The organism is Brevundimonas sp. LPMIX5, assembly GCF_003576505.1.
GTDB lineage: Bacteria > Pseudomonadota > Alphaproteobacteria > Caulobacterales > Caulobacteraceae > Brevundimonas > Brevundimonas naejangsanensis.
The window spans coordinates 503,861-521,512 of record NZ_QWTZ01000002.1 but is presented as its reverse complement, the minus strand read 5'-3'; the positions used below and the strand labels follow the sequence as shown (position 1 = coordinate 521,512).

Genomic DNA, 17,652 nt, shown 5'->3' with positions numbered 1-17,652 from the left:
GACAATGCTGAGCCTAGCGACGCTGATGGCGTCAGCAGCGATCTCCAGCACGCCGGTGCAAGCTGCGGGCTCGCCGTCGGCGCAGGACGACCCCGTCCGGGTCGAGGATGTTGTCGTATCCAGCCGACGCCTGCAGGACGAGGCTGAGGCGTTTGTGGCGGAACTGGCGGCTCCGCCGCCCAAGCGCGGTCTGGCGCGATGGCGCGGGCCGATCTGCATCGGCGTCGCCAACCTGTCGCAGAGCGTCGCGCGCCCGCTGATCGACCACATCGCCACGGTGGCGAGCGGCTACGACGTGCGCATACGAGAGCCCGGCTGCCAGCCCAATGTCATCATTGTCTTCACGGACGACGCTCCAGGCTTGGCGCGGGGTCTGGTGGAGCACGACGCCGATGCGTTCCGCGTGCGCTGGACCAGCCAGCTGGACCGAGGCCAGAAAGCGCTGGACGCCTTCCAGAACAGCGACTGGCCGGTGCGCTGGTGGCACGTCAGCATGCCGGTCATCGGCATCTCGGGGCAGCGGGCCATCCGGATGCCGGGGGACGTCGAGCCGATTTATGTGCCGGGCGAGGGGCTGGCGAACAAGGGGCGACCTATCACGGACGTGTTAAGCAAGGTGATCGTCATCGTCGATATAGCCAAGGTCGAGGGGACTGAACTTCCCCTTTTAGGGGACTATCTGGCGATGGTGGTGTTGGCGCAGGTTGACCCCGAGGGCGGCACGGGTCGGTTCGATACGGTGCTGAATCTTTTCCACGAAACGGGTAGGGAGGAGGGCTTGTCGGGCTGGGATAAGGCCTACCTCGCTTCGCTATACGGGGCGTTCTCGGAGCGCATCGACCGATACAATCATGCCTCTTCGATCGTGCGTGACCTCCGACGAGCGGAGCGGAACGCGCAGCGCCAATAAGGTCGAGCGCAAGGGAGCCTTGCGCCGGCGGGCCAGCGACGCGATATCGTAGGAGACAGGCGCGCGTTCCATGAGTCGTGCGACCCTCCTGAATTCGAGAAGGCCTTCATGCGCGATCCGATCGACTACATCTCCAACAACCTGGTGCCGATGGTGGTGGAGCAATCCAGCCGCGGCGAACGGTCGTTCGACATCTTCTCGCGCCTGCTGCGCGAGCGGATCATCTTCCTGACCGGCCCGTTCGAGGACGGCATGGCCTCGCTGATCTGCGCCCAGCTGCTGTTTCTGGAATCGGAGAACCCGAAGAAGGAGATCAGCATGTACATCAACAGCCCCGGCGGTCAGGTGACGTCGGCGCTCGCGATCTACGACACCATGCAATACATCAAGTCGCCGGTCTCGACCGTGGTCATGGGCATGGCCGCCTCGGCCGGCTCGCTGATCCTGACGGCCGGCGAAGCGGGCCAGCGCGTCGCCCTGCCGAACGCGCGCGTCATGGTGCACCAGCCCTCGGGCGGTTTCCGCGGCACGGCTTCGGACATCGAGCGCCACGCCGAAGACATCATCGCCACCAAGCGACGTCTGAACGAGATTTACGTCCAGCACACCGGCCGCACCTATGAAGAGGTCGAGCGCACTCTGGACCGCGACCACTTCATGACGGCTGAGGAAGCCAAGGCCTGGGGCATCGTCGACCACGTCTATGACAAACGCACCCAGGCCGACGACGACGGCGTGAAGGCTCCCTAAGTCTTAAACGCGCTCGGGCTGCGACAATTTGCGAGGCGGGATCTGGCGACGGATTCCGCCTCGAATCGTGTTTGAGATTCGTTGTCAGCAAGGGGGCGATTCATGATGATGCAGTGGAGAGACGACGGATTCCGATATGGCGCCGTGACGCGCGTCCTGCACTGGGCGATGGCCCTGCTGCTGGCGTGGCAGTTCGCGGGTATGGCGATCAAGCTGATCGTCGGCAGGGCGCCGATCACCGCCTTCTGGGTCGGAACGCACAAGGGGATCGGCGTCATTCTGCTGACCTTGATCGTGCTGCGGGCGCTTTGGGGCCTGTACAATATGAAGGAGCGTCCGGCGCATGGCGGCGGTTTTTGGGGTCTGGCCGCCAAGGTCGGGCATCTGGCGCTGTACGCCCTGATGCTGATCGTCCCGGCTCTGGCGCTGCTGCGGCAGTATGGATCGGGTAAGCCGCTGGATGTGTTCGGAGTGCGCCTGATCGACGGCGGCTGGGCCGAGGTGTCGTGGATGACCGCCCCGGCCAACGCCGTGCATGGCCTGCTGGCCTGGGTGCTGCTGGCCGCGATTGCGGGCCATATTCTGATGGTGCTGGTCCATCGCTTCATCTGGAAGGATGAGACGACCCGGCGGATGATCGGCTAGAGTGAAGTGTCGATCAGGGGCGGCCAGTGAACACGCGGTAGCCTTTTTCGTCGGCCGCCGCGATCATCTCGGCGTCGCCCGAAGTGTCGCCATAGGCGGCGGCCAGCTTCATGTCCGGGCCGTAGACGGCGCGAAGGCGGCTCATCTTCTCCTCGCCCCGACAGTTGCCGCCGACGAAGCTTCCCGCCACGCGATCCTGGCCGTCGAAGGCCAACCGGGTGCCGATCAGGTTTTCGGCCCCCAGACGGCGGGCGAAGGGGGCGACGGTTGTCTCGGGCGAGGCTGTGACGATGACGCGGTGGGCGCCGCGACGGCCCCAGTCTTCCCACGTCGCCAGGGCGTCGGGGCGCATGAAGCGCGGCCAGATCTCGGCGGCGAAGCGCTCGGCCTCGGCCTCCAGCGACTTGCGGTCGGCGCCCATCAGGAATTCGCGCACCGAGGCGACCTTGATCCGGCCCCGATCCCGGTCGCCCAGATAGGCGAAGACTGCCGGGACCATCTGCGCCAGACCGGTCAGCCAGCGCACAGGCCCGGCCCGCCATTTCAGGAAACTGGTGAAGCTGTCGCGAATCGTCAGCGTGCCGTCGAAATCGAAGGCGACGATGGCCTGACCGGGGGCAGGGGACTGGTGAAAGGCTTTTTCGCTTCCCATGTCAGACATTAGCCGTGATCCCCATATTATCTGTCCTGTCCGTTCCCCGAAGCGCGTTGCAGCGCCGCAACGGGGTTGTGGCGGAACGTGTGATGGGTGATTGTCATTTTTTGAAGACCTTCGATGATAGATTCCTCGGATCGATCGCGAAGGAAGCGCCTTTCGTCCCAATGTCGGGGCGGATTGCGGATAGTGAGAAGGGTCTATGACCAAAGCCGCCGGCACAGACGCCAAAAGCACGCTCTACTGCTCGTTCTGCGGCAAGAGCCAGCACGAAGTCCGCAAACTGATCGCCGGACCGACCGTTTTCATCTGCGATGAATGCGTCGAACTGTGCATGGACATCATCCGCGAAGAGCACAAGATCGCCTTCAAGACCTCCAAGGACGGCGTGCCTACGCCCAAGGAGATTCGCGACGTCCTCGACGATTATGTGATCGGCCAGGCCCACGCCAAGAAGGTGCTGAGCGTCGCCGTTCACAACCACTACAAGCGCCTGAACCACGCGACGAAGAACAACGACGTCGAACTGGCCAAGTCGAACATCATGCTGATCGGGCCGACCGGCTCGGGCAAGACGCTTCTGGCCCAGACGCTGGCGCGCATCATCGACGTGCCGTTCACCATGGCCGACGCCACGACCCTGACCGAAGCCGGTTATGTGGGCGAGGATGTCGAGAACATCATCCTGAAGCTGCTTCAGGCGTCGGACTACAACGTCGAGCGGGCTCAGCGCGGCATCGTCTACATCGACGAAATCGACAAGATCTCGCGCAAGTCGGACAACCCGTCGATCACCCGCGACGTGTCGGGCGAGGGCGTGCAGCAGGCCCTGCTGAAGATCATGGAAGGCACCGTCGCCTCCGTGCCTCCGCAAGGCGGCCGCAAGCATCCGCAGCAGGAGTTCCTGCAGGTCGACACCGCCAATATCCTGTTCATCGTCGGCGGCGCCTTCGCCGGCCTTGAAAAGGTGATCTCGGCGCGCGGGGCGGGGGCCTCGATCGGCTTCGGCGCCAAGGTCAAGGAGATCGATGAGCGTCGCACCGGTGAAATCCTCAAGGGCGTCGAGCCGGACGACCTGATGCGCTTCGGCCTGATCCCCGAGTTCATCGGCCGTCTGCCGGTCCTGGCGACGCTGGAAGACCTGGACGAGGCGGCGCTGATCACCATTCTGACCGAGCCGAAGAACGCTCTGGTTAAGCAGTACAAGCGACTGTTCGAGATGGAGAACGTCACCCTGACCTTCACCGACGACGCCCTGTCGGCGGTGGCCAAGAAGGCGATCACCCGCAAGACCGGCGCCCGCGGCCTGCGCTCCATTCTGGAGGGCGTGCTGCTGGAGACGATGTTCGAACTGCCCACCTTCGAGGGCGTCGAAGAGGTCGTGGTCAACGCCGAGGTGATCGACGGCAAGGCCCAGCCGCTGCTGATCTATTCGGAAACCAAGAAGAAAACGGCCGACGGCGCCGCCTGACGCCACGGTCTGATCCAAGCGAAAGGGGCGGCTCGCCATGGGCCGCCCCTTCATCGTTTCAGAGATGGTCCAGGCGGCCGTCTGAAATCACACGCTTTTTCACGCTTCTGTGGGCTGCAGGCCCGCCACGCTTGAACCGCGTCCAGACAGAACCACATACTCACACGAAAGCCGCTGAAAACAGCGGGTCGAGTCGGGACGAAGAGGCAGTAGCGCCAAATCAGACCGGTTCGGCGGGCCGGAGATTCACGAAGGCCCCGGAAAGTACGCATCATGACCGAGAGCAAAATCCTCCCTGTCCTGCCGCTGAGAGACATCGTCGTCTTTCCGCACATGGTCGTGCCGCTGTTTGTCGGCCGCGAAAAGTCCGTGCGCGCCCTCGACGAGATCATGAAGGGCGAGAAGCAGATCCTGCTCGCCACCCAGATGAACTCGGTCGACGACGACCCGGCGACGGACGCCATCTATTCGACCGGCGTTCTGGCCTCCGTGCTGCAACTGCTGAAGCTGCCGGATGGCACGGTGAAGGTGCTGGTCGAGGGCAAGTCGCGCGCGCGCCTGACTCGTTTCACCGACCGTGAGGACTATTACGAAGCCGAGGCCGTCGAGATCGACGACGAGGCCGGCGATCCGTCGCAGAGCGAAGCCCTGCTGCGCGCCGTGATCGAGCAGTTCGAAAACTATGTGAAGCTGAACAAGAAGGTCCCGCCCGAGGCCCTCAGCGCCATTCCTCAGATCACCGACCCGTCCAAGCTGGCGGACTCGGTCGCCGCCCACCTGTCGGTCAAGATCGCCGACAAGCAGGCCTTGCTCGAAACCGTCGTCATCCCGGCGCGGCTGGAGAAGGTCTACGGCATGATGGAAGGCGAGATCAGCGTCCTTCAGGTCGAGAAGAAAATCCGCAGCCGCGTGAAACGGCAGATGGAGAAGACCCAGCGCGAGTACTATCTGAACGAGCAGATGAAGGCGATCCAGCGCGAGCTGGGCGAGACCGACGACGCTCGCGACGAACTGCTTGAGCTGGAAAAGCGCATCAAGAAGACGCGCCTGTCCAAGGAAGCCCGCATCAAGGCCGAGGCGGAGCTGAAGAAGCTGCGTAACATGTCGCCGATGTCGGCGGAATCGACCGTTGTGCGCAACTATCTCGACTGGCTGCTGTCGATCCCGTGGTCCAAGACCCGCCCCAAGCCCATCGATCTGCAGAAGGCCGAGGACATCCTCGAAGAGGATCACTACGGCCTGGAGAAGGTCAAGGAACGGATCATCGAGTATCTGGCCGTTCAGGCGCGCACCGGCAGCCTGAAGGGGCCGATCCTGTGCCTCGTCGGCCCTCCGGGCGTCGGTAAGACCTCGCTGGCCCAGTCCATCGCCAAGGCGACGGGGCGTGAATACGTCCGTATGTCGCTGGGCGGCGTGCGCGACGAGGCCGAGATCCGCGGCCACCGCCGGACCTACATCGGCTCCATGCCCGGCAAGATCATCCAGTCGATGAAGAAGGCCAAGACCACCAACGCCTTCGTCCTGCTGGACGAGATCGACAAGCTGGGCGCCGACTGGCGCGGCGACCCGTCCTCGGCTCTGCTGGAAGTGCTGGACCCGGCCCAGAACTCGACCTTCGGCGACCACTATCTGGAGGTCGACTACGACCTGTCGCCGGTGATGTTCGTCACCACGGCCAACAGCCTGAACATGCCCCAGCCCCTGCTGGACCGCATGGAGATCATCCGTGTCTCCGGCTACACCGAGGATGAGAAGGTCGAGATCGCCCGCCGCCACGTCCTGCCCAAACAGCTCAAGGACCACGGCCTGAAGGAGGGCGAGCTGATCGTCCCTGACGACACGATCCGCGACCTGATCCGCTACTACACGCGTGAAGCAGGCGTGCGTTCGCTGGAGCGCGCCCTGGGCGGCCTGGCCCGCAAGGCGGTGCGCGAGATGGCCAGGACCAAGGCCGCCTCGATCACCGTGGATGCGGCCAAGCTGGCCGAATACGCGGGCGTGAAGAAGTTCCGCTATGGCGAGACGGACGCGGAAGATCAGGTCGGCATCGTCACCGGCCTGGCCTGGACCGAGTTCGGCGGCGACATCCTGACCATCGAGGCCCTGAAGATGCCGGGCCGCGGCCGCATGACCGTGACCGGCAACCTGAAGGACGTCATGAAGGAGTCGATCTCGGCGGCGGCGTCTTACGTCCGCAGCCGCGCCCTCAGCATCGGCGTCAAGCCGCCGGTGTTCGAGAAGACCGACATCCACGTCCACGTCCCCGACGGCGCCACGCCCAAGGACGGCCCCTCGGCGGGCGTGGCCATGACGGTGGCCATGGTCTCGGTTCTGACCGGCATTCCGATCCGCAAGGACATCGCCATGACCGGCGAGATCACCCTGCGCGGGCGGGTCACGGCTATCGGCGGCCTGAAGGAGAAGTTGCTGGCGGCCCTGCGCTCAGGCGTGAAGACCGTGCTGATCCCGCAGGAGAACGAGAAGGACCTCGAAGAGGTGCCGGAAAACGTCAAGGCGGCCCTGGAGATCGTGCCGATCTCCACCGCCGACGAGGCGCTGAAGTGGGCCCTGACCGGCACGCCGACCCCTGTCGAATGGGACGAGGCGGCCGAACCCATGACCCCGACGCCGCCCGCGCCGACGGCGGGCGAAGGGACCAGCATCAGCCACTGATGCGGGCCTGGGCCTGATGAAGTGAAGAGAGGCGGCTCGGGGCGACCTGAGCCGCCTCTTTTTTGACCTGTGCGCCGACAGCCGCTTAAGTTCCGCCTTCGTTCGCGAGGGGAGCTTTCGACATGACCAAGACTGAACTGATCGGCCGCATGGCTCAGGCGGCGGGCATCAGCCGCGACCAGGCCAAGCTGGCGCTGGAGGCTTTCACTGATCAGGTGACTGCTTCGCTTGTCGAGGGGCGGGTGGTGCGTCTGGTCGGCTTCGGCAGCTTCGTCGCGGCCGAGCGCAAGGCAGGCGTGGCGCGCAACCCCCAGACCGGCCAGGAGATCGCTCGTCCCGCCTCGCGCACCGCGCGCTTTCGTCCCGGCGAAGGCTTGAAAAGCGCCTTGAACGGCTGACCGCCACAGGGCATGAAGCCCTGTTCCCGACGTTGAGTCGATTTGATGTGGGCGGCTAGCTCAGCTGGTCAGAGCACCTCGTTTACACCGAGGGGGTCGGCGGTTCGAACCCGTCGCCGCCTACCATCCATCGCCATTGTCCGATCTGTCGCCGGCCATAGTCGCGCGCGGGCGTTCGCCCGGCCGCCGGGCGGAGGCGGCGAGCCCAAGCTGGCTCAGGCTGTCGGCTGCAACGCTTCGGCGTTGACCGTCGCGTCGGCGATGACGGCAGCCTTCGTCCCCAGCACTTCAGCCCAGCGTTTGAGCGCGCCGTAGCGGGTGATGTCATGAGGTTCGACCGACTGGGCAGCGGCCAGAAGGCCCATCCAGCGCCGCCGTATCCTTTGGGGGCGGTCTTTAGACCGCCCCTCCCTCAGCAAATCCTCGCGGCTGGCGTCAACCGAGGCTGGATTGCAACTGCTTGGCGCGCTCCAGGTGCGCCTCGATCTTGGGCAATACCGTGCGGGCGTGTTCCGCGAGGGCGGGCACGTCCGTGTTGTTCGAGAAGCCGCGATGCAGGGTGACGGCTTCTTCATGGGCGGCGACTTGTTGGTCGACGTAGGTCTTGTCGAAGTTCGCCGCCGAGGCCGAGCGGAGGTTGTCGATCAGGCCCTTGCGGCGCTGGTCCAGTTCCGTCGGCAGGGTCGTGTCCGGCGCCGCCTGCCCTGCCGCCGTTTTCAGCGCGGCGGAGGCGGCGGTGTGATCGGCCTTGATCATTTGGGCCAACTCCTTGACCTGAGCGTTCTGCGAGCGCTCGAGGGCGATGTCAGCCGCTTGAATCTCGTACATGTCGCCCATCGCCGCGTTGGGGACGTAGGCGCTGACCATATTGGACCCCATGGTCGCGGCCGAGGTCTGACCCACTGGCTCGGAGACGGCGTCTTGGGCCTTGTCGATAGCTTCAGAGGCTTGCTGCTGATTGCAGGCGGCCAAGGTCAGGGCGGCGGTGGATACAGCCAGAACGGCGACGGTTTGCTTGATCATGATCGATTTCTCCTTGGATAATTTTCAGGACTTAGCGGCCATGCCCGGTGTGTCGGGCGCCATCTCTTCAGCCTGAGTCTTGGGCGGCGGCGCGTCGGCCTGCTGCAATCCGTCGTCAGGGCTTTCTCGAATGGACAGAATGGCCTCATGCGCGCGCATCAAGGGAGCGGCGGCGTCGGCGGCCTGGGCGTCGGTGGGCGAAGCCACGCGCAAATGCCGCTGCGGTCCGCTGTCGCTGCCGACCACCACTTCATAGAAGCGCATGGCGGGCTCCCTGTATGAAGGGACGGCGCAGTCGTGAGCGATGCTCGGTCATTATTTCCTCTCTGTGACAGGAGGTTAAGCAGCGAAAGCGCGAGCCCGTTCCAAACGGTCAAGCTTGGCGGTCGCTACATGGCGCGCTCCAGCGGCGCTTCGCCTCCGGTCATCTGCGGGTCAGGAACCTTGCTTTGGGTGCGCAGAAAACCTGTCGCGGCGGTCGCCAGATAAACGATCAGCAGCAGCGCCAGGAGCGCGCCGACGACCATCAGCAACCGCCGCGGGCGCTGCAGAATGGGCGGCTTTTGCTTGTTGGCGAGAGGCAAGGCGGTTCCTTTCGTTCTGAGGAGAAGCGACAGGCATGCGGCCTGTTCCATACGGCGCCGGTGGTTCGCCTATTTCTGTCGCGGCGGGCGGCGAGAGGGTTCCACAGGGCCGCCGTCTTCCCGTCCGGCGATAACGGCGCGAACTAACTCTTCCGCCGCCAAACGCACCTCGTCCTGGATGGTCTCGTCATGGTCCAAGGCCTCGTGACTGGTCGCGTACGGCTCCCAGTAGCCGATATAGCGGTCGATCTCCGCGTCGGGTCCGGCCGGCGACAACTTCATCGATATAAGCCAGTCAGACAGCGACCGGCGCACGTTCTCCGCTCCTTCTACGTCGCCATGGACCACCAGGGCGAAACGCCGGCCGGCCAGGTGACGCGGATAGGGCCAATCCGCAAGCTCCAGGGCCTTGGCCAGGGCGACGGTCTTGCCCTGCGTCGACGTGGGGTCCGGGTTGCCGCCGTCGGCGCAGACCAGCCGGTCCATCATCAGCTTGAATGGGCTGGAGGCGTGATACCAGTTCACCGGCGTGACGATCAGCACCCCGTGCGCCCGGACCCACATGGGATAGATGTCGTTCATCCAGTCGTGGACCTGGCCCAGGCTGTAGTTGGGATAGCAGCTGCACGGCCAGTGACAGAGAGCGGCCGCGGTCGAGAAGCACGCCTTGCAAGGGTGGATTTCGCGGCCGTACTCCGATGCCAGCCGCGACAGGTCGAGAATTTCGCCCTCTATCTCGGGGGTGCGCTCAATGACCTCAAGCGCTATCTGGACCAGGCGCCAGCTCTTGGACATTTCTCCGGGGCAGGTGTGTTCCGATCGGCTGGAAGCGTTGATGATGAGGATGCGTAAAGGCGCCGACGCATCGTCGTGACAGGCCTGGGCGGCGCGGACGGCGGCGTGGGCGTACACCCAGTCGAGAGCCAGCTCATATTCGGGATCAGCAAAACCCTGGCCGGCGGCCTGCGTCAGCGGCGATTTGCGGCCCGAGATATATCCGTCCCAGGCTGTGGCGGCCAAGCGATCGATCTCCTCTCGCAAAGAGTCGAAGGCGGGGTCAGCGAACCGGCTGCGAAAGCGCGCCTTGAAGGTCGCGCGATCCAGTTCGGGGCTGGGCATGCCTTTGCGCGGCTCGGGGACGGCAGGAGGCGGGGCGACGGAATCGGGCATGGATGCCTCCGGCTTGGCTTTGCCGGAAACGTCGCTTCCGATCCCGCCGTTCCATCCTTGCGCCGGGAACGCCCGCGGCGGGCACGACTTAGAATGGCGACCTTCAGTCGTTCAGAGGAGCCGTCATGCCCGACCGCATCACCATGCAAGACCCCCGAAATCAGTATCCGCGGCCTCCCTTTCCGCGCCAGCCCCAGTCGGCCCCCGGCTTGGTCGCCAAGATGGAGCCGCAGCCCGATCATGGGGAAGAGACCTATCGCGGCCACGGGCGGCTGAGGGGGCGACGCGCCCTGATCACCGGCGCCGATTCCGGCATAGGCCGTGCGGTCGCCATCGCTTACGCTCGTGAGGGCGCCGACGTTGCGATCTCATATCTTCCTTCAGAGGAAGCCGATACGCGCGAGGTGATCGCCCTGGTCGAGGCCGAGGGCGTCAAGGCGCTGGCCTTGCCCGGCGACGTGCGCGATGAGGCGTGGAATGCGATCATGGTGGAGCGCACGCTGGAGGCCTTCGGCGGGCTGGACATCCTGGTGGTCAATGCCGGACGCCAGCAGTTCCGCGAGGATGTGGGCGAGGTTTCGACCGATGATTTCGACGCCACGATGAAGACCAATCTCTATGCCCTGCACTGGCTGTGTCAGGCGGCGACGCCCCACCTGCCGCCGGGCGCGGCGGTCATCACCACCGCCTCGATCCAGGCCTATGAGCCGTCGGACATTCTGCTGGACTACGCCACCACCAAGGGCGGGATCGTCACCTACACCAAGGCCCTCGCCAAGCAGTTGATCGAAAAGGGCGTTCGCGTGAACGCCGTGGCGCCAGGCCCTTTCTGGACGGTGCTGCAGCCCAGCGGCGGCCAGCCTCAGGAAAAGGTCGAACAGTTCGGCGCCCACAGCGCGTTCGGCCGACCGGGCCAGCCGGTAGAGATCGCACCGATCTATGTGCTGCTTGCCTCGCAGGAGGCCAGCTTCGTCACGGGCGAGGTATGGGGCGTCACCGGCGGGGCCGGGATCGCCTGAGCTTTCAGACCTCGAATACGCGATAGGGGGTGTCGCCCAGCGTCCGCAGCACGGGCAGGGCGACGTTGTAGACCGGAACGCCGCGCGCCGTGCGGCCTTCCGGCGCCCCGCGATGGGCGTGACCATGCAGCACCAGCTTCACGTTCTCATAGCGGTCGACGACCTCGGCCAGGCGTGACGAGCCGAGGAAGGCGTGAATCTCGGGCGGCTCGCCGATCACCGTGTCCACAACCGGGGCGTAGTGGAGCAGCACGACGCTTCGTTCGGTTCGCAGGGTGCGGATCGAATTCTCGATAAGGTTGGCGTCTTCCACCGCTTCATTGACGAAAGTCTTGATCGAGGCCTCGCCGAAGGAACTGAGCATGTAGCGACCGAAGCCGCCGACGAAGCCCTTGCCGCCGGCGAAGCCGACGCCGTCGATCTCATAGGCCTCGCCGGCCAGCATCTTGACCCCGGCTTCGCTCAGCATGCGGGTGACTTCCAGGGGCTGGCCGCACTCGTGCTCGTGATTACCCAGAACGCCGACCATGGGGATGCGGCAGGCGCGCAGGTCTTCCAGCAGGTTCTCCACCTCGACCGTCTTGCCGAAATTGACCAGGTCGCCGCACAGGCACAGCACGTCGGCGTCTTCATGCACCCGATCGAACAGGTCGCGATAGGCGCGATGCGAGGTCTCGCCGACATGCAGGTCGCCGACGGCGGCGACGCGCAGCTTCTTCTTCGGTCCGGCCTCCATGCCCGGCTGAGGCGTCTGGCCTTCAGCGGGGGCGGAGGCGGCTTCAGGCGACGGGGTCATGGCGTTCCTCCAGGCCTTTGCCGACGACGTCGCCGAAGCCCCACTCGGAGATGTCGGCGATGTAGTCGCGCGGGCTGAACAGGCGGCCGCGGCAGACCTTCACGCGCGGCGGCGGAAGATCGACCTGAGCTTGCAGGCGGCCGATCAACTCGGTCATCAACCAGCCGGGCACCAGGCCGCGCTCGGTCGGATAGGCGAAGCGGAAGTTGAGCAAGTGCGCCATCAACACCTCCCAATAGAGGTCCATCTGATCCAGCAACGACTTCCAGTCGATGGCGTCCGCCTGCTTCAGGATGACGTGGTTTACGTCGGCGCCGTCGTAGCGATAGCGGTCCTGGATGAAAACCTTCGACAGGATCAGGGCTGTCGGCGGGGTGATCGTGACCTCATGACCGTAGACGGTGATGTGGTCGGGGCCGAACCAGCTGTCGGACACGGCGATCGTGCCGTTCGACATGGCGAAGATGACGTCGAAGAAGTGTTTATCGTCTTTCCAGACCTTGGCGATCCAGCGCTCGTCCTCGACGTCGGTGCGATAGCCGCGCGCCTGGAAGAATGACAGGATACGGGGGTAGTCGCCGGGCTTGCAGAAGACGTCCAGGTCCTTGGTCGGACGTCGAATGCCCGTATAGGCCGTGACGGCGTAGGTCCCCGACAGCAGGAAGGGCACGCCCGATTCCTTCAGCAGGCCCAACGCCTCCTCATAGAAGGCCTGCGCCTCGGGAGGCGGTTCAAAGGCGGGTTCGGCGACCGTATCAGACATGGTGTCGGGGTTCCTGAGCAGGGCAGGAAAACGGCGCAGGTCGAAGCCCGGTTCCGCCGCTCGTCGGGCCGACCACGCGCTCGCCTCGCCGTCGGCGACGCTCTGGCCGCGTTGGCAGGCAGGCTGCTCCATGGGCGCATGCCTGTTCGCGACCGGTGGAACCGCTTGGGAAAATCTGAGGTTTGCCCCAGCATGGCTTCTGGCATTCATTTCGGCCGCATCCCGGCCAACGCCGTCCACCTGTGCGTGGACATGCAACGGCTCTTTGCTGAAGACACCGCCTGGCGCACGCCGTGGATGCCGCGCGTTCTGCCCATTGTCGAACGCCTGTGCGAGCGTAAGGCAGACCGGACCTGCTTCACTCGGTTCATTCCCGCGCGTTCGCCTAGTGAGGGGCGGGGCGCGTGGCGGCGCTACTGGGAGCGATGGTCGTCGATCACGCTCGAGAACTTGGGTGAGGACAAGGTGCAGCTTCTGCCTGAGCTTCAAGGCTTCACCCCGCCCGCCAGGATCTTGGACAAGGCGCATTATTCGCCATGGGTAGATACCGGTCTGGCGAGGGCGCTTGCGGCCGGTCATGTGGACACCCTGGTGGTGACGGGGGCGGAGACCGACGTGTGCGTGCTTGCGACCGTGCTCGGCGCCGTGGATCTGGGCTTGCGGGTGGTGGTGGTTTCCGACGCCCTGTGCAGTTCGTCGGACCAGTCGCACGACGCCTTGCTCGGCCTCTATCATGACCGGTTCGGCCAGCAGATCGAGACGGCGGAGTGCGATGAAGTCTTGGACGCCTGGGTCTAGTTCGCCTGAGGGTCTCATCTGGCGGTTCGCCTGGGCGTGATTGGCGGCTGATTCCGGAAGCGCGCTTTCGGAACGGCGGCGCAGGCCTGGCGTTGGCCGGTCATGAATGACCAGCTAGCGAACACCATAGGCACGGCGGCGGCGATCTGCTCCATCACCAGTTTTGCGCCGCAGGCATACAAGATCTGGAAGGAGCGCGATGCGTCGGCGGTCAGCCTCAAGACCTATTCCTTGACCGTCAGCTGCTTCATCCTCTGAACGATCTATGGCGTCATGACCCAGGCGTGGCCTGTGACCTTCGCCAACGCCTGCGCTCTGGTCATGGCGTCGGCCGTTCTGATCATGAAGTGGCGCTTTGGAGACAGAGGCGCCTAGTGACGCGGGAGCGGAAGTCAGACGCCGGCGTTGGATGGGCATGAGCTCGCTGCAGGATATCGGGAAGGCGGAAGACGGCGCCTATATACGGGACCTGGGCCGGGCGTTCGGCGGCGCGCTGCTGTTCAGCCTGCCCCTGCTGATGACCATGGAGATGTGGGCGCTCGGCTTTGCTGCTGAGCCGGTGCGGCGTCTGCTCTTCTTGTTGGCGGCGCTGCCGGTGCTGTTCGGGTTGGCGCATTACGCCGGGTTCTCGGCGCGACGAGGCCTGGTGAATAATGCGTTGGACACCCTGGTCGCTCTGGCCGTGGGATTCATCACCGCCACCGCGCTTCTGTTGATGTTCAATGTTCTGGATGGGAGTTCGCCGGCATCCGCCGTGGGGCAGGTCTCCTTGCAAGCGGTGCCGGCCGCGCTTGGCGCCTTGGCGGCGCGACGTCAGCTGTCCGGCGATCCGAACGAGGGTGAGGAGGACCAAGCCTCTTATCCGGGCGAACTGTTTCTCATGCTGGCCGGGGCGCTCTATTTCGCCCTGAACCTGGCTCCTACGGAGGAGATGCGGCTGATCGCCTATCTCACCACTCCTTTGGGCGCTCTGGGGGTGTTGGCGGTGTCGGTTATCCTGCTGCACCTTATCGTGTTTGAAGCCGGATTCGCCGGGCAGGAAGAGGCGGAGACGCCGCTGCGGGCCTTCCTCGATTTCACCTTGCCGGGCTACGCTCTGTGCCTGCTATCCAGCCTGGCCATGCTTTGGGTGTTCGGAGGAGCGGACGGCCACGGCGTTCAGTCGTTGGCCGCCAATGCGATCATCCTGGCCTTTCCGGCGTCTGTCGGCGCGGCTGCGGCCCGGCTGCTGGTGTGACCATGGCGCGCCGAGGGAAAGAGCAGATGGATAAGAAGTCCGTGTCGCGGCTGCAGGCCTGCTGCGCCGTCGCGGGAGGTGTCGTTCTGTTCGGGGCCGTGGCCGTTCTCGCTTCTGCGGCCTTTTCCAAACCCTCGCCGGCGGATCTGACGATCACGCGCGATGATATTCGGCCATCGGCGGGCGGATGGGTGGTCGACATCGTTGTCGCCAATCATGGCGACCTGGCCGCCGCCGCCGTGGATATCGAGGGCCAGTTTGGCCATGAACGGTCCGGCGTGTCGCTGGACTATGTGCCGGGACAGGGAGAGAAGAAGGTCAGCTTGGTCTTCTCAGGTGCGCAGAAGCCTGAGCCGCGTCTGCGCGTGCTGGGTTGGTCCGAGCCTTAGCATGCGGCTTGTCCTTCAGTCGCGGCGCCCGCGAGGCGGGCCTCGCGCCAGGCGGCGGTGGTGAGGGCAGGCAGCATGGCCACGGCGTCGGCGGCCTTGGCGCTGGAGGCGTTGCCCGACAGCATCCGCTTCTTCACCCCCTGGATGATGCCGATCAGGCGGAACAGGTTGAAGGCGAAGTGCCAGTGCAGGTCCGGCAGGGCGTCGCGGCCGGTCGCGGCGCAATACCGCCGGGCCATGTCGTCCAGCGACGGAATGCCTGCAGCCTCAAGATCCAGACCGTTCAGACCGGCGCGGCCGTCGGCGGGCAGGATCCAGTTCATGGCCAGATAGGCGAAGTCGGCCAGCGGGTCGCCCAGAGTCGCCAACTCCCAGTCCAGCACGGCGCGGACGGTCATGGAGTCGGGGGCGTAGATCAGGTTGTCGATGCGATAGTCGCCGTGGATGATGGCGGTGCGCGTCTGTTCCGGCGCCGTGCGCGGCAGGAAGTCGATCAGACGCTCGACCTCGGGCAGGTCGTCGGTCTGGGCGGCGCGGTACTGTTTGGTCCAGCGGGCGACCTGGCGCTCGAAATAGTTGCCGGGGCGGCCGAAGTCCTCCAGCCCGGCGGCGACCGGATCGACGCTGTGCAGGCGGGCCAGCGTGTCGATCATGGCCTCATAGGCGGCGCGGCGCTCAGACGGCGACAGGTCGGGCAGGGCGCCGTTCCAGAAGGTGCGGCCCTCGACCAGTTCCATCACATAGAAGGCCGAGCCGATGACGGCGTCGTCCTGACACAGGGCCAGCGGTGCGGGCACGGGAAAGCCGGTCGGATGCAGGGCGCTGATCAGCCGGTATTCGCGCTCGACCGCATGGGCCGAGGGCAGCAGCGGTCCGAACGGGCGACGGCGCAGGACATAGTCCCGGCCGTCGACAGTCATCCGATAGGTCGGGTTCGACTGGCCGCCGGGGAATTTTTCCAGGCGGATGTCGGCGGGCGCGGCGGGCAGGACGCCCGCCAGCCACTGTCCCAGACGCGCGACGTCCAGATCGCTCATCGGGTCGCCTCAGCGTGGCGGGCGAACTCGGACCGGGCGATGGCGCGGGCGTGGACCTCGTCCGGGCCGTCGGCGAAGCGCAGGGTGCGGATGCCCGCCCAGGCCGCCGCCAGTTCGAAGTCCTGGGACACGCCGCCGCCGCCGTGGGCCTGAATGGCGTCGTCGATGATGCGCAGGGCCATCATCGGCGCCTGGACCTTGATCATGGCGATCTCGTCCTTGGCCGCCTTATTGCCTGCGCGGTCCATCATGTCGGCGGCCTTCAGGCACAGCAGGCGCGTCATCTCGATGTCGATACGGGCGCGCGCGACGCGCTCGTCCCAGACAGAATGTTCGCCGATCCGCTTGCCGAAGGCGACGCGCGACATCAGGCGGCGGGCCATCGCTTCCAGCGCCTCTTCGGCCGCGCCGATGGTGCGCATGCAGTGGTGTATGCGGCCGGGGCCCAGGCGCCCTTGCGCGATCTCGAAACCGCGACCCTCGCCCAGCAGGATGTTCTCGACCGGCACGCGCACGTCGGTCAGGCTGACCTCCATGTGGCCGTGCGGGGCGTGGTCATAGCCATAGACGCTCAGCGGCCGTTCGATCTTCACGCCGGGCGCATCCATCGGCACCAGGATCATCGACTGCTGGCGATAGGTCTTCTCGTCCGGGTCGGTCTTGCCCATGACGATGGCGATGCGGCAGCGCGGATCGCCCGCCCCGGACGACCACCATTTGCGGCCGTTGATGACATAGCAGTCGCCGTCGCGACGGATCTGCGTCTGGATGTTGGTGGCGTCGGACGAGGCGACGGCCGGTTCGGTCATCAGGAAGGCCGAGCGGATCTCGCCGTTCATCAGCGGCGTCAGCCACTTCGCCTTGTGCGCGGGCGTGCCGTAGCGGTGCAGCACCTCCATATTGCCCGTGTCCGGCGCCGAGCAGTTGAACACCTCGCTGGCCCAGTCGATGCGACCCATTTCCTCGGCGCACAGGGCGTACTCCAGGTTGGTCAGCCGCTCGCCCGCGAACTCGAAATCGTCCGGTTCGGCCATGCCTTCGGGCGCGGGCGGCATGAACAGGTTCCACAGTCCTGCGGCGCGCGCCTCGACCTTCAGCGCCTCGATCGAGGGCAGGGGTGCGGCCCAGCGGTCGCCTTCAGCGATCTCGGCGTGGACGGCGGCGACGCGCGGGCGCACCTTTTCGGCCATGAAGGCCCGGACGCGCGCCTGAAACGAACGCTCGCGTTCCGTCAGGGTGAAATCCATCGCTTAGCTCCATTGAGTTTGGCCATGACGCCGAGTCGGCTTTTCAACCGGTCGAAGATTCTCGACAGGCTTCACCATGCCAGACCG

The 17,652-nt window shown here is 65.3% G+C and carries 20 protein-coding genes, 1 tRNA gene and 1 pseudogene; 12 read left to right on the top strand and 10 right to left on the bottom strand.

What is annotated here, in order from left to right; genetic code table 11:
- Positions 1–4: 4 nt before the first annotated feature.
- The 3 genes from D1604_RS03540 (at position 5) to D1604_RS03530 (ending at position 2,305) form a co-directional block, all read left to right on the top strand.
- Positions 5–910: a hypothetical protein gene (locus tag D1604_RS03540; protein ID WP_119412196.1), complete on the top strand. Its 906-nt coding sequence runs from the start codon at positions 5–7 to the stop codon at positions 908–910.
- 108 nt (positions 911–1,018) lie between these two features.
- The gene (locus D1604_RS03535) at positions 1,019–1,660 is read left to right on the top strand and encodes an ATP-dependent Clp protease proteolytic subunit (protein WP_024354168.1); all 642 of its coding nucleotides are present in this window, start codon (positions 1,019–1,021) and stop codon (positions 1,658–1,660) included.
- A 102-nt stretch (positions 1,661–1,762) separates the two neighbouring features.
- Positions 1,763–2,305, top strand: coding sequence for a cytochrome b (locus tag D1604_RS03530; protein ID WP_119412195.1), 543 nt, complete (start codon positions 1,763–1,765; stop codon positions 2,303–2,305).
- Between the two features lie 13 nt (positions 2,306–2,318).
- Here the strand turns inward: D1604_RS03530 and D1604_RS03525 are convergent, their stop codons facing one another.
- Positions 2,319–2,966 carry an HAD-IB family hydrolase gene (locus D1604_RS03525; protein ID WP_119412194.1) on the bottom strand — a complete coding sequence of 216 codons (648 nt, stop codon included), beginning with the start codon at positions 2,964–2,966 and terminating at the stop codon, positions 2,319–2,321.
- 196 nt (positions 2,967–3,162) lie between these two features.
- On the opposite strand from D1604_RS03525, the gene clpX reads away from it, so the two are divergent.
- From clpX to D1604_RS03505, 4 genes are all read left to right on the top strand, one after another.
- Positions 3,163–4,431 (top strand): ATP-dependent Clp protease ATP-binding subunit ClpX, encoded by a 1,269-nt coding sequence (clpX, locus tag D1604_RS03520; protein WP_024354171.1) that lies wholly within the window; start codon positions 3,163–3,165, stop codon positions 4,429–4,431.
- 273 nt (positions 4,432–4,704) lie between these two features.
- Complete coding sequence (gene lon / locus D1604_RS03515; protein ID WP_024354172.1) at positions 4,705–7,104, top strand: endopeptidase La; 2,400 nt, start codon at positions 4,705–4,707, stop codon at positions 7,102–7,104.
- A gap of 122 nt (positions 7,105–7,226) precedes the next feature.
- Positions 7,227–7,502 carry an HU family DNA-binding protein gene (locus D1604_RS03510; RefSeq protein WP_003170215.1) on the top strand — a complete coding sequence of 92 codons (276 nt, stop codon included), beginning with the start codon at positions 7,227–7,229 and terminating at the stop codon, positions 7,500–7,502.
- Positions 7,503–7,551: 49 nt separating this feature from the next.
- Positions 7,552–7,628: transfer RNA gene (locus tag D1604_RS03505), tRNA-Val, on the top strand.
- An 89-nt stretch (positions 7,629–7,717) separates the two neighbouring features.
- On the opposite strand, the gene D1604_RS03500 is transcribed toward D1604_RS03505, so the two are convergent.
- The 5 genes from D1604_RS03500 to D1604_RS03480 all read right to left on the bottom strand — a co-directional run bounded on the left by D1604_RS03500 (position 7,718) and on the right by D1604_RS03480 (position 10,279).
- On the bottom strand, positions 7,718–7,867 hold the full coding sequence (locus tag D1604_RS03500; RefSeq protein WP_119412193.1) for a DUF892 family protein: 150 nt from the start codon (positions 7,865–7,867) through the stop codon (positions 7,718–7,720).
- A 70-nt stretch (positions 7,868–7,937) separates the two neighbouring features.
- Positions 7,938–8,525 carry a DUF4142 domain-containing protein gene (locus tag D1604_RS03495; protein WP_233551839.1) on the bottom strand — a complete coding sequence of 196 codons (588 nt, stop codon included), beginning with the start codon at positions 8,523–8,525 and terminating at the stop codon, positions 7,938–7,940.
- Positions 8,526–8,549: 24 nt separating this feature from the next.
- On the bottom strand, positions 8,550–8,789 hold the full coding sequence (locus D1604_RS03490) for a hypothetical protein (protein ID WP_119412191.1): 240 nt from the start codon (positions 8,787–8,789) through the stop codon (positions 8,550–8,552).
- 125 nt (positions 8,790–8,914) lie between these two features.
- Positions 8,915–9,109: a hypothetical protein gene (locus D1604_RS03485; protein ID WP_233551837.1), complete on the bottom strand. Its 195-nt coding sequence runs from the start codon at positions 9,107–9,109 to the stop codon at positions 8,915–8,917.
- Between the two features lie 69 nt (positions 9,110–9,178).
- Positions 9,179–10,279 carry a flavodoxin family protein gene (locus D1604_RS03480; protein ID WP_233551835.1) on the bottom strand — a complete coding sequence of 367 codons (1,101 nt, stop codon included), beginning with the start codon at positions 10,277–10,279 and terminating at the stop codon, positions 9,179–9,181.
- 125 nt (positions 10,280–10,404) lie between these two features.
- Here D1604_RS03480 and D1604_RS03475 point away from each other — a divergent pair, with 125 nt between their 5' ends.
- A complete protein-coding gene (locus tag D1604_RS03475) occupies positions 10,405–11,298 on the top strand; it encodes an SDR family oxidoreductase (protein WP_119412189.1) in 894 nt (297 codons plus the stop codon).
- A 4-nt stretch (positions 11,299–11,302) separates the two neighbouring features.
- Here the strand turns inward: D1604_RS03475 and D1604_RS03470 are convergent, their stop codons facing one another.
- Together D1604_RS03470 and D1604_RS03465 are read right to left on the bottom strand one after the other, a co-directional pair.
- Positions 11,303–12,094: a metallophosphoesterase family protein gene (locus D1604_RS03470; RefSeq protein ID WP_199683648.1), complete on the bottom strand. Its 792-nt coding sequence runs from the start codon at positions 12,092–12,094 to the stop codon at positions 11,303–11,305.
- Positions 12,078–12,989 (bottom strand): nucleotidyltransferase family protein, encoded by a 912-nt coding sequence (locus D1604_RS03465; protein ID WP_233551833.1) that lies wholly within the window; start codon positions 12,987–12,989, stop codon positions 12,078–12,080. The genes D1604_RS03470 and D1604_RS03465 overlap by 17 nt, the downstream gene beginning before the upstream one ends.
- A 60-nt stretch (positions 12,990–13,049) precedes the next feature.
- On the opposite strand from D1604_RS03465, the gene D1604_RS03460 reads away from it, so the two are divergent.
- The 4 genes and pseudogenes from D1604_RS03460 to D1604_RS03445 all read left to right on the top strand — a co-directional run bounded on the left by D1604_RS03460 (position 13,050) and on the right by D1604_RS03445 (position 15,281).
- Positions 13,050–13,655, top strand: a complete 606-nt coding sequence (locus D1604_RS03460; RefSeq protein ID WP_119412188.1) for a cysteine hydrolase family protein — start codon at positions 13,050–13,052, stop codon at positions 13,653–13,655.
- A gap of 102 nt (positions 13,656–13,757) precedes the next feature.
- Positions 13,758–14,030: pseudogene (locus D1604_RS03455) on the top strand (SemiSWEET family sugar transporter).
- 40 nt (positions 14,031–14,070) lie between these two features.
- Entirely contained in the window at positions 14,071–14,892 is an 822-nt protein-coding gene (locus D1604_RS03450; protein WP_233551832.1) for a TIGR02587 family membrane protein, read from the top strand.
- A gap of 26 nt (positions 14,893–14,918) precedes the next feature.
- Positions 14,919–15,281: a hypothetical protein gene (locus D1604_RS03445; RefSeq protein ID WP_119412186.1), complete on the top strand. Its 363-nt coding sequence runs from the start codon at positions 14,919–14,921 to the stop codon at positions 15,279–15,281.
- Here D1604_RS03445 and D1604_RS03440 read toward each other — a convergent pair.
- The gene (locus D1604_RS03440; RefSeq protein ID WP_119412185.1) at positions 15,278–16,318 is read right to left on the bottom strand and encodes a phosphotransferase family protein; all 1,041 of its coding nucleotides are present in this window, start codon (positions 16,316–16,318) and stop codon (positions 15,278–15,280) included. The two genes, D1604_RS03445 and D1604_RS03440, sit on opposite strands and share 4 nt — an antisense overlap.
- Complete coding sequence (locus D1604_RS03435; protein ID WP_119412184.1) at positions 16,315–17,565, bottom strand: acyl-CoA dehydrogenase family protein; 1,251 nt, start codon at positions 17,563–17,565, stop codon at positions 16,315–16,317. The genes D1604_RS03440 and D1604_RS03435 overlap by 4 nt, the downstream gene beginning before the upstream one ends.
- Positions 17,566–17,652 lie beyond the last annotated feature (87 nt).

Coding starts and splice junctions, on each gene's coding strand:
- D1604_RS03470 (WP_199683648.1), bottom strand. CDS start 12,094: ATGACCCCGTCGCCTGAAGCCGCCTCCGCCCCCGCTGAAGGCCAGACG.
- D1604_RS03475 (WP_119412189.1), top strand. CDS start 10,405: ATGCCCGACCGCATCACCATGCAAGACCCCCGAAATCAGTATCCGCGG.
- D1604_RS03480 (WP_233551835.1), bottom strand. CDS start 10,279: ATGCCCGATTCCGTCGCCCCGCCTCCTGCCGTCCCCGAGCCGCGCAAA.
- D1604_RS03450 (WP_233551832.1), top strand. CDS start 14,071: ATGAGCTCGCTGCAGGATATCGGGAAGGCGGAAGACGGCGCCTATATA.
- lon (WP_024354172.1), top strand. CDS start 4,705: ATGACCGAGAGCAAAATCCTCCCTGTCCTGCCGCTGAGAGACATCGTC.
- D1604_RS03490 (WP_119412191.1), bottom strand. CDS start 8,789: ATGCGCTTCTATGAAGTGGTGGTCGGCAGCGACAGCGGACCGCAGCGG.
- D1604_RS03500 (WP_119412193.1), bottom strand. CDS start 7,867: ATGGGCCTTCTGGCCGCTGCCCAGTCGGTCGAACCTCATGACATCACC.
- D1604_RS03445 (WP_119412186.1), top strand. CDS start 14,919: ATGGATAAGAAGTCCGTGTCGCGGCTGCAGGCCTGCTGCGCCGTCGCG.
- D1604_RS03535 (WP_024354168.1), top strand. CDS start 1,019: ATGCGCGATCCGATCGACTACATCTCCAACAACCTGGTGCCGATGGTG.
- D1604_RS03525 (WP_119412194.1), bottom strand. CDS start 2,966: ATGTCTGACATGGGAAGCGAAAAAGCCTTTCACCAGTCCCCTGCCCCC.
- D1604_RS03435 (WP_119412184.1), bottom strand. CDS start 17,565: ATGGATTTCACCCTGACGGAACGCGAGCGTTCGTTTCAGGCGCGCGTC.
- D1604_RS03510 (WP_003170215.1), top strand. CDS start 7,227: ATGACCAAGACTGAACTGATCGGCCGCATGGCTCAGGCGGCGGGCATC.
- D1604_RS03465 (WP_233551833.1), bottom strand. CDS start 12,989: ATGGAGCAGCCTGCCTGCCAACGCGGCCAGAGCGTCGCCGACGGCGAG.
- D1604_RS03540 (WP_119412196.1), top strand. CDS start 5: ATGCTGAGCCTAGCGACGCTGATGGCGTCAGCAGCGATCTCCAGCACG.
- clpX (WP_024354171.1), top strand. CDS start 3,163: ATGACCAAAGCCGCCGGCACAGACGCCAAAAGCACGCTCTACTGCTCG.
- D1604_RS03495 (WP_233551839.1), bottom strand. CDS start 8,525: ATGATCAAGCAAACCGTCGCCGTTCTGGCTGTATCCACCGCCGCCCTG.
- D1604_RS03460 (WP_119412188.1), top strand. CDS start 13,050: ATGGCTTCTGGCATTCATTTCGGCCGCATCCCGGCCAACGCCGTCCAC.
- D1604_RS03440 (WP_119412185.1), bottom strand. CDS start 16,318: ATGAGCGATCTGGACGTCGCGCGTCTGGGACAGTGGCTGGCGGGCGTC.
- D1604_RS03530 (WP_119412195.1), top strand. CDS start 1,763: ATGATGATGCAGTGGAGAGACGACGGATTCCGATATGGCGCCGTGACG.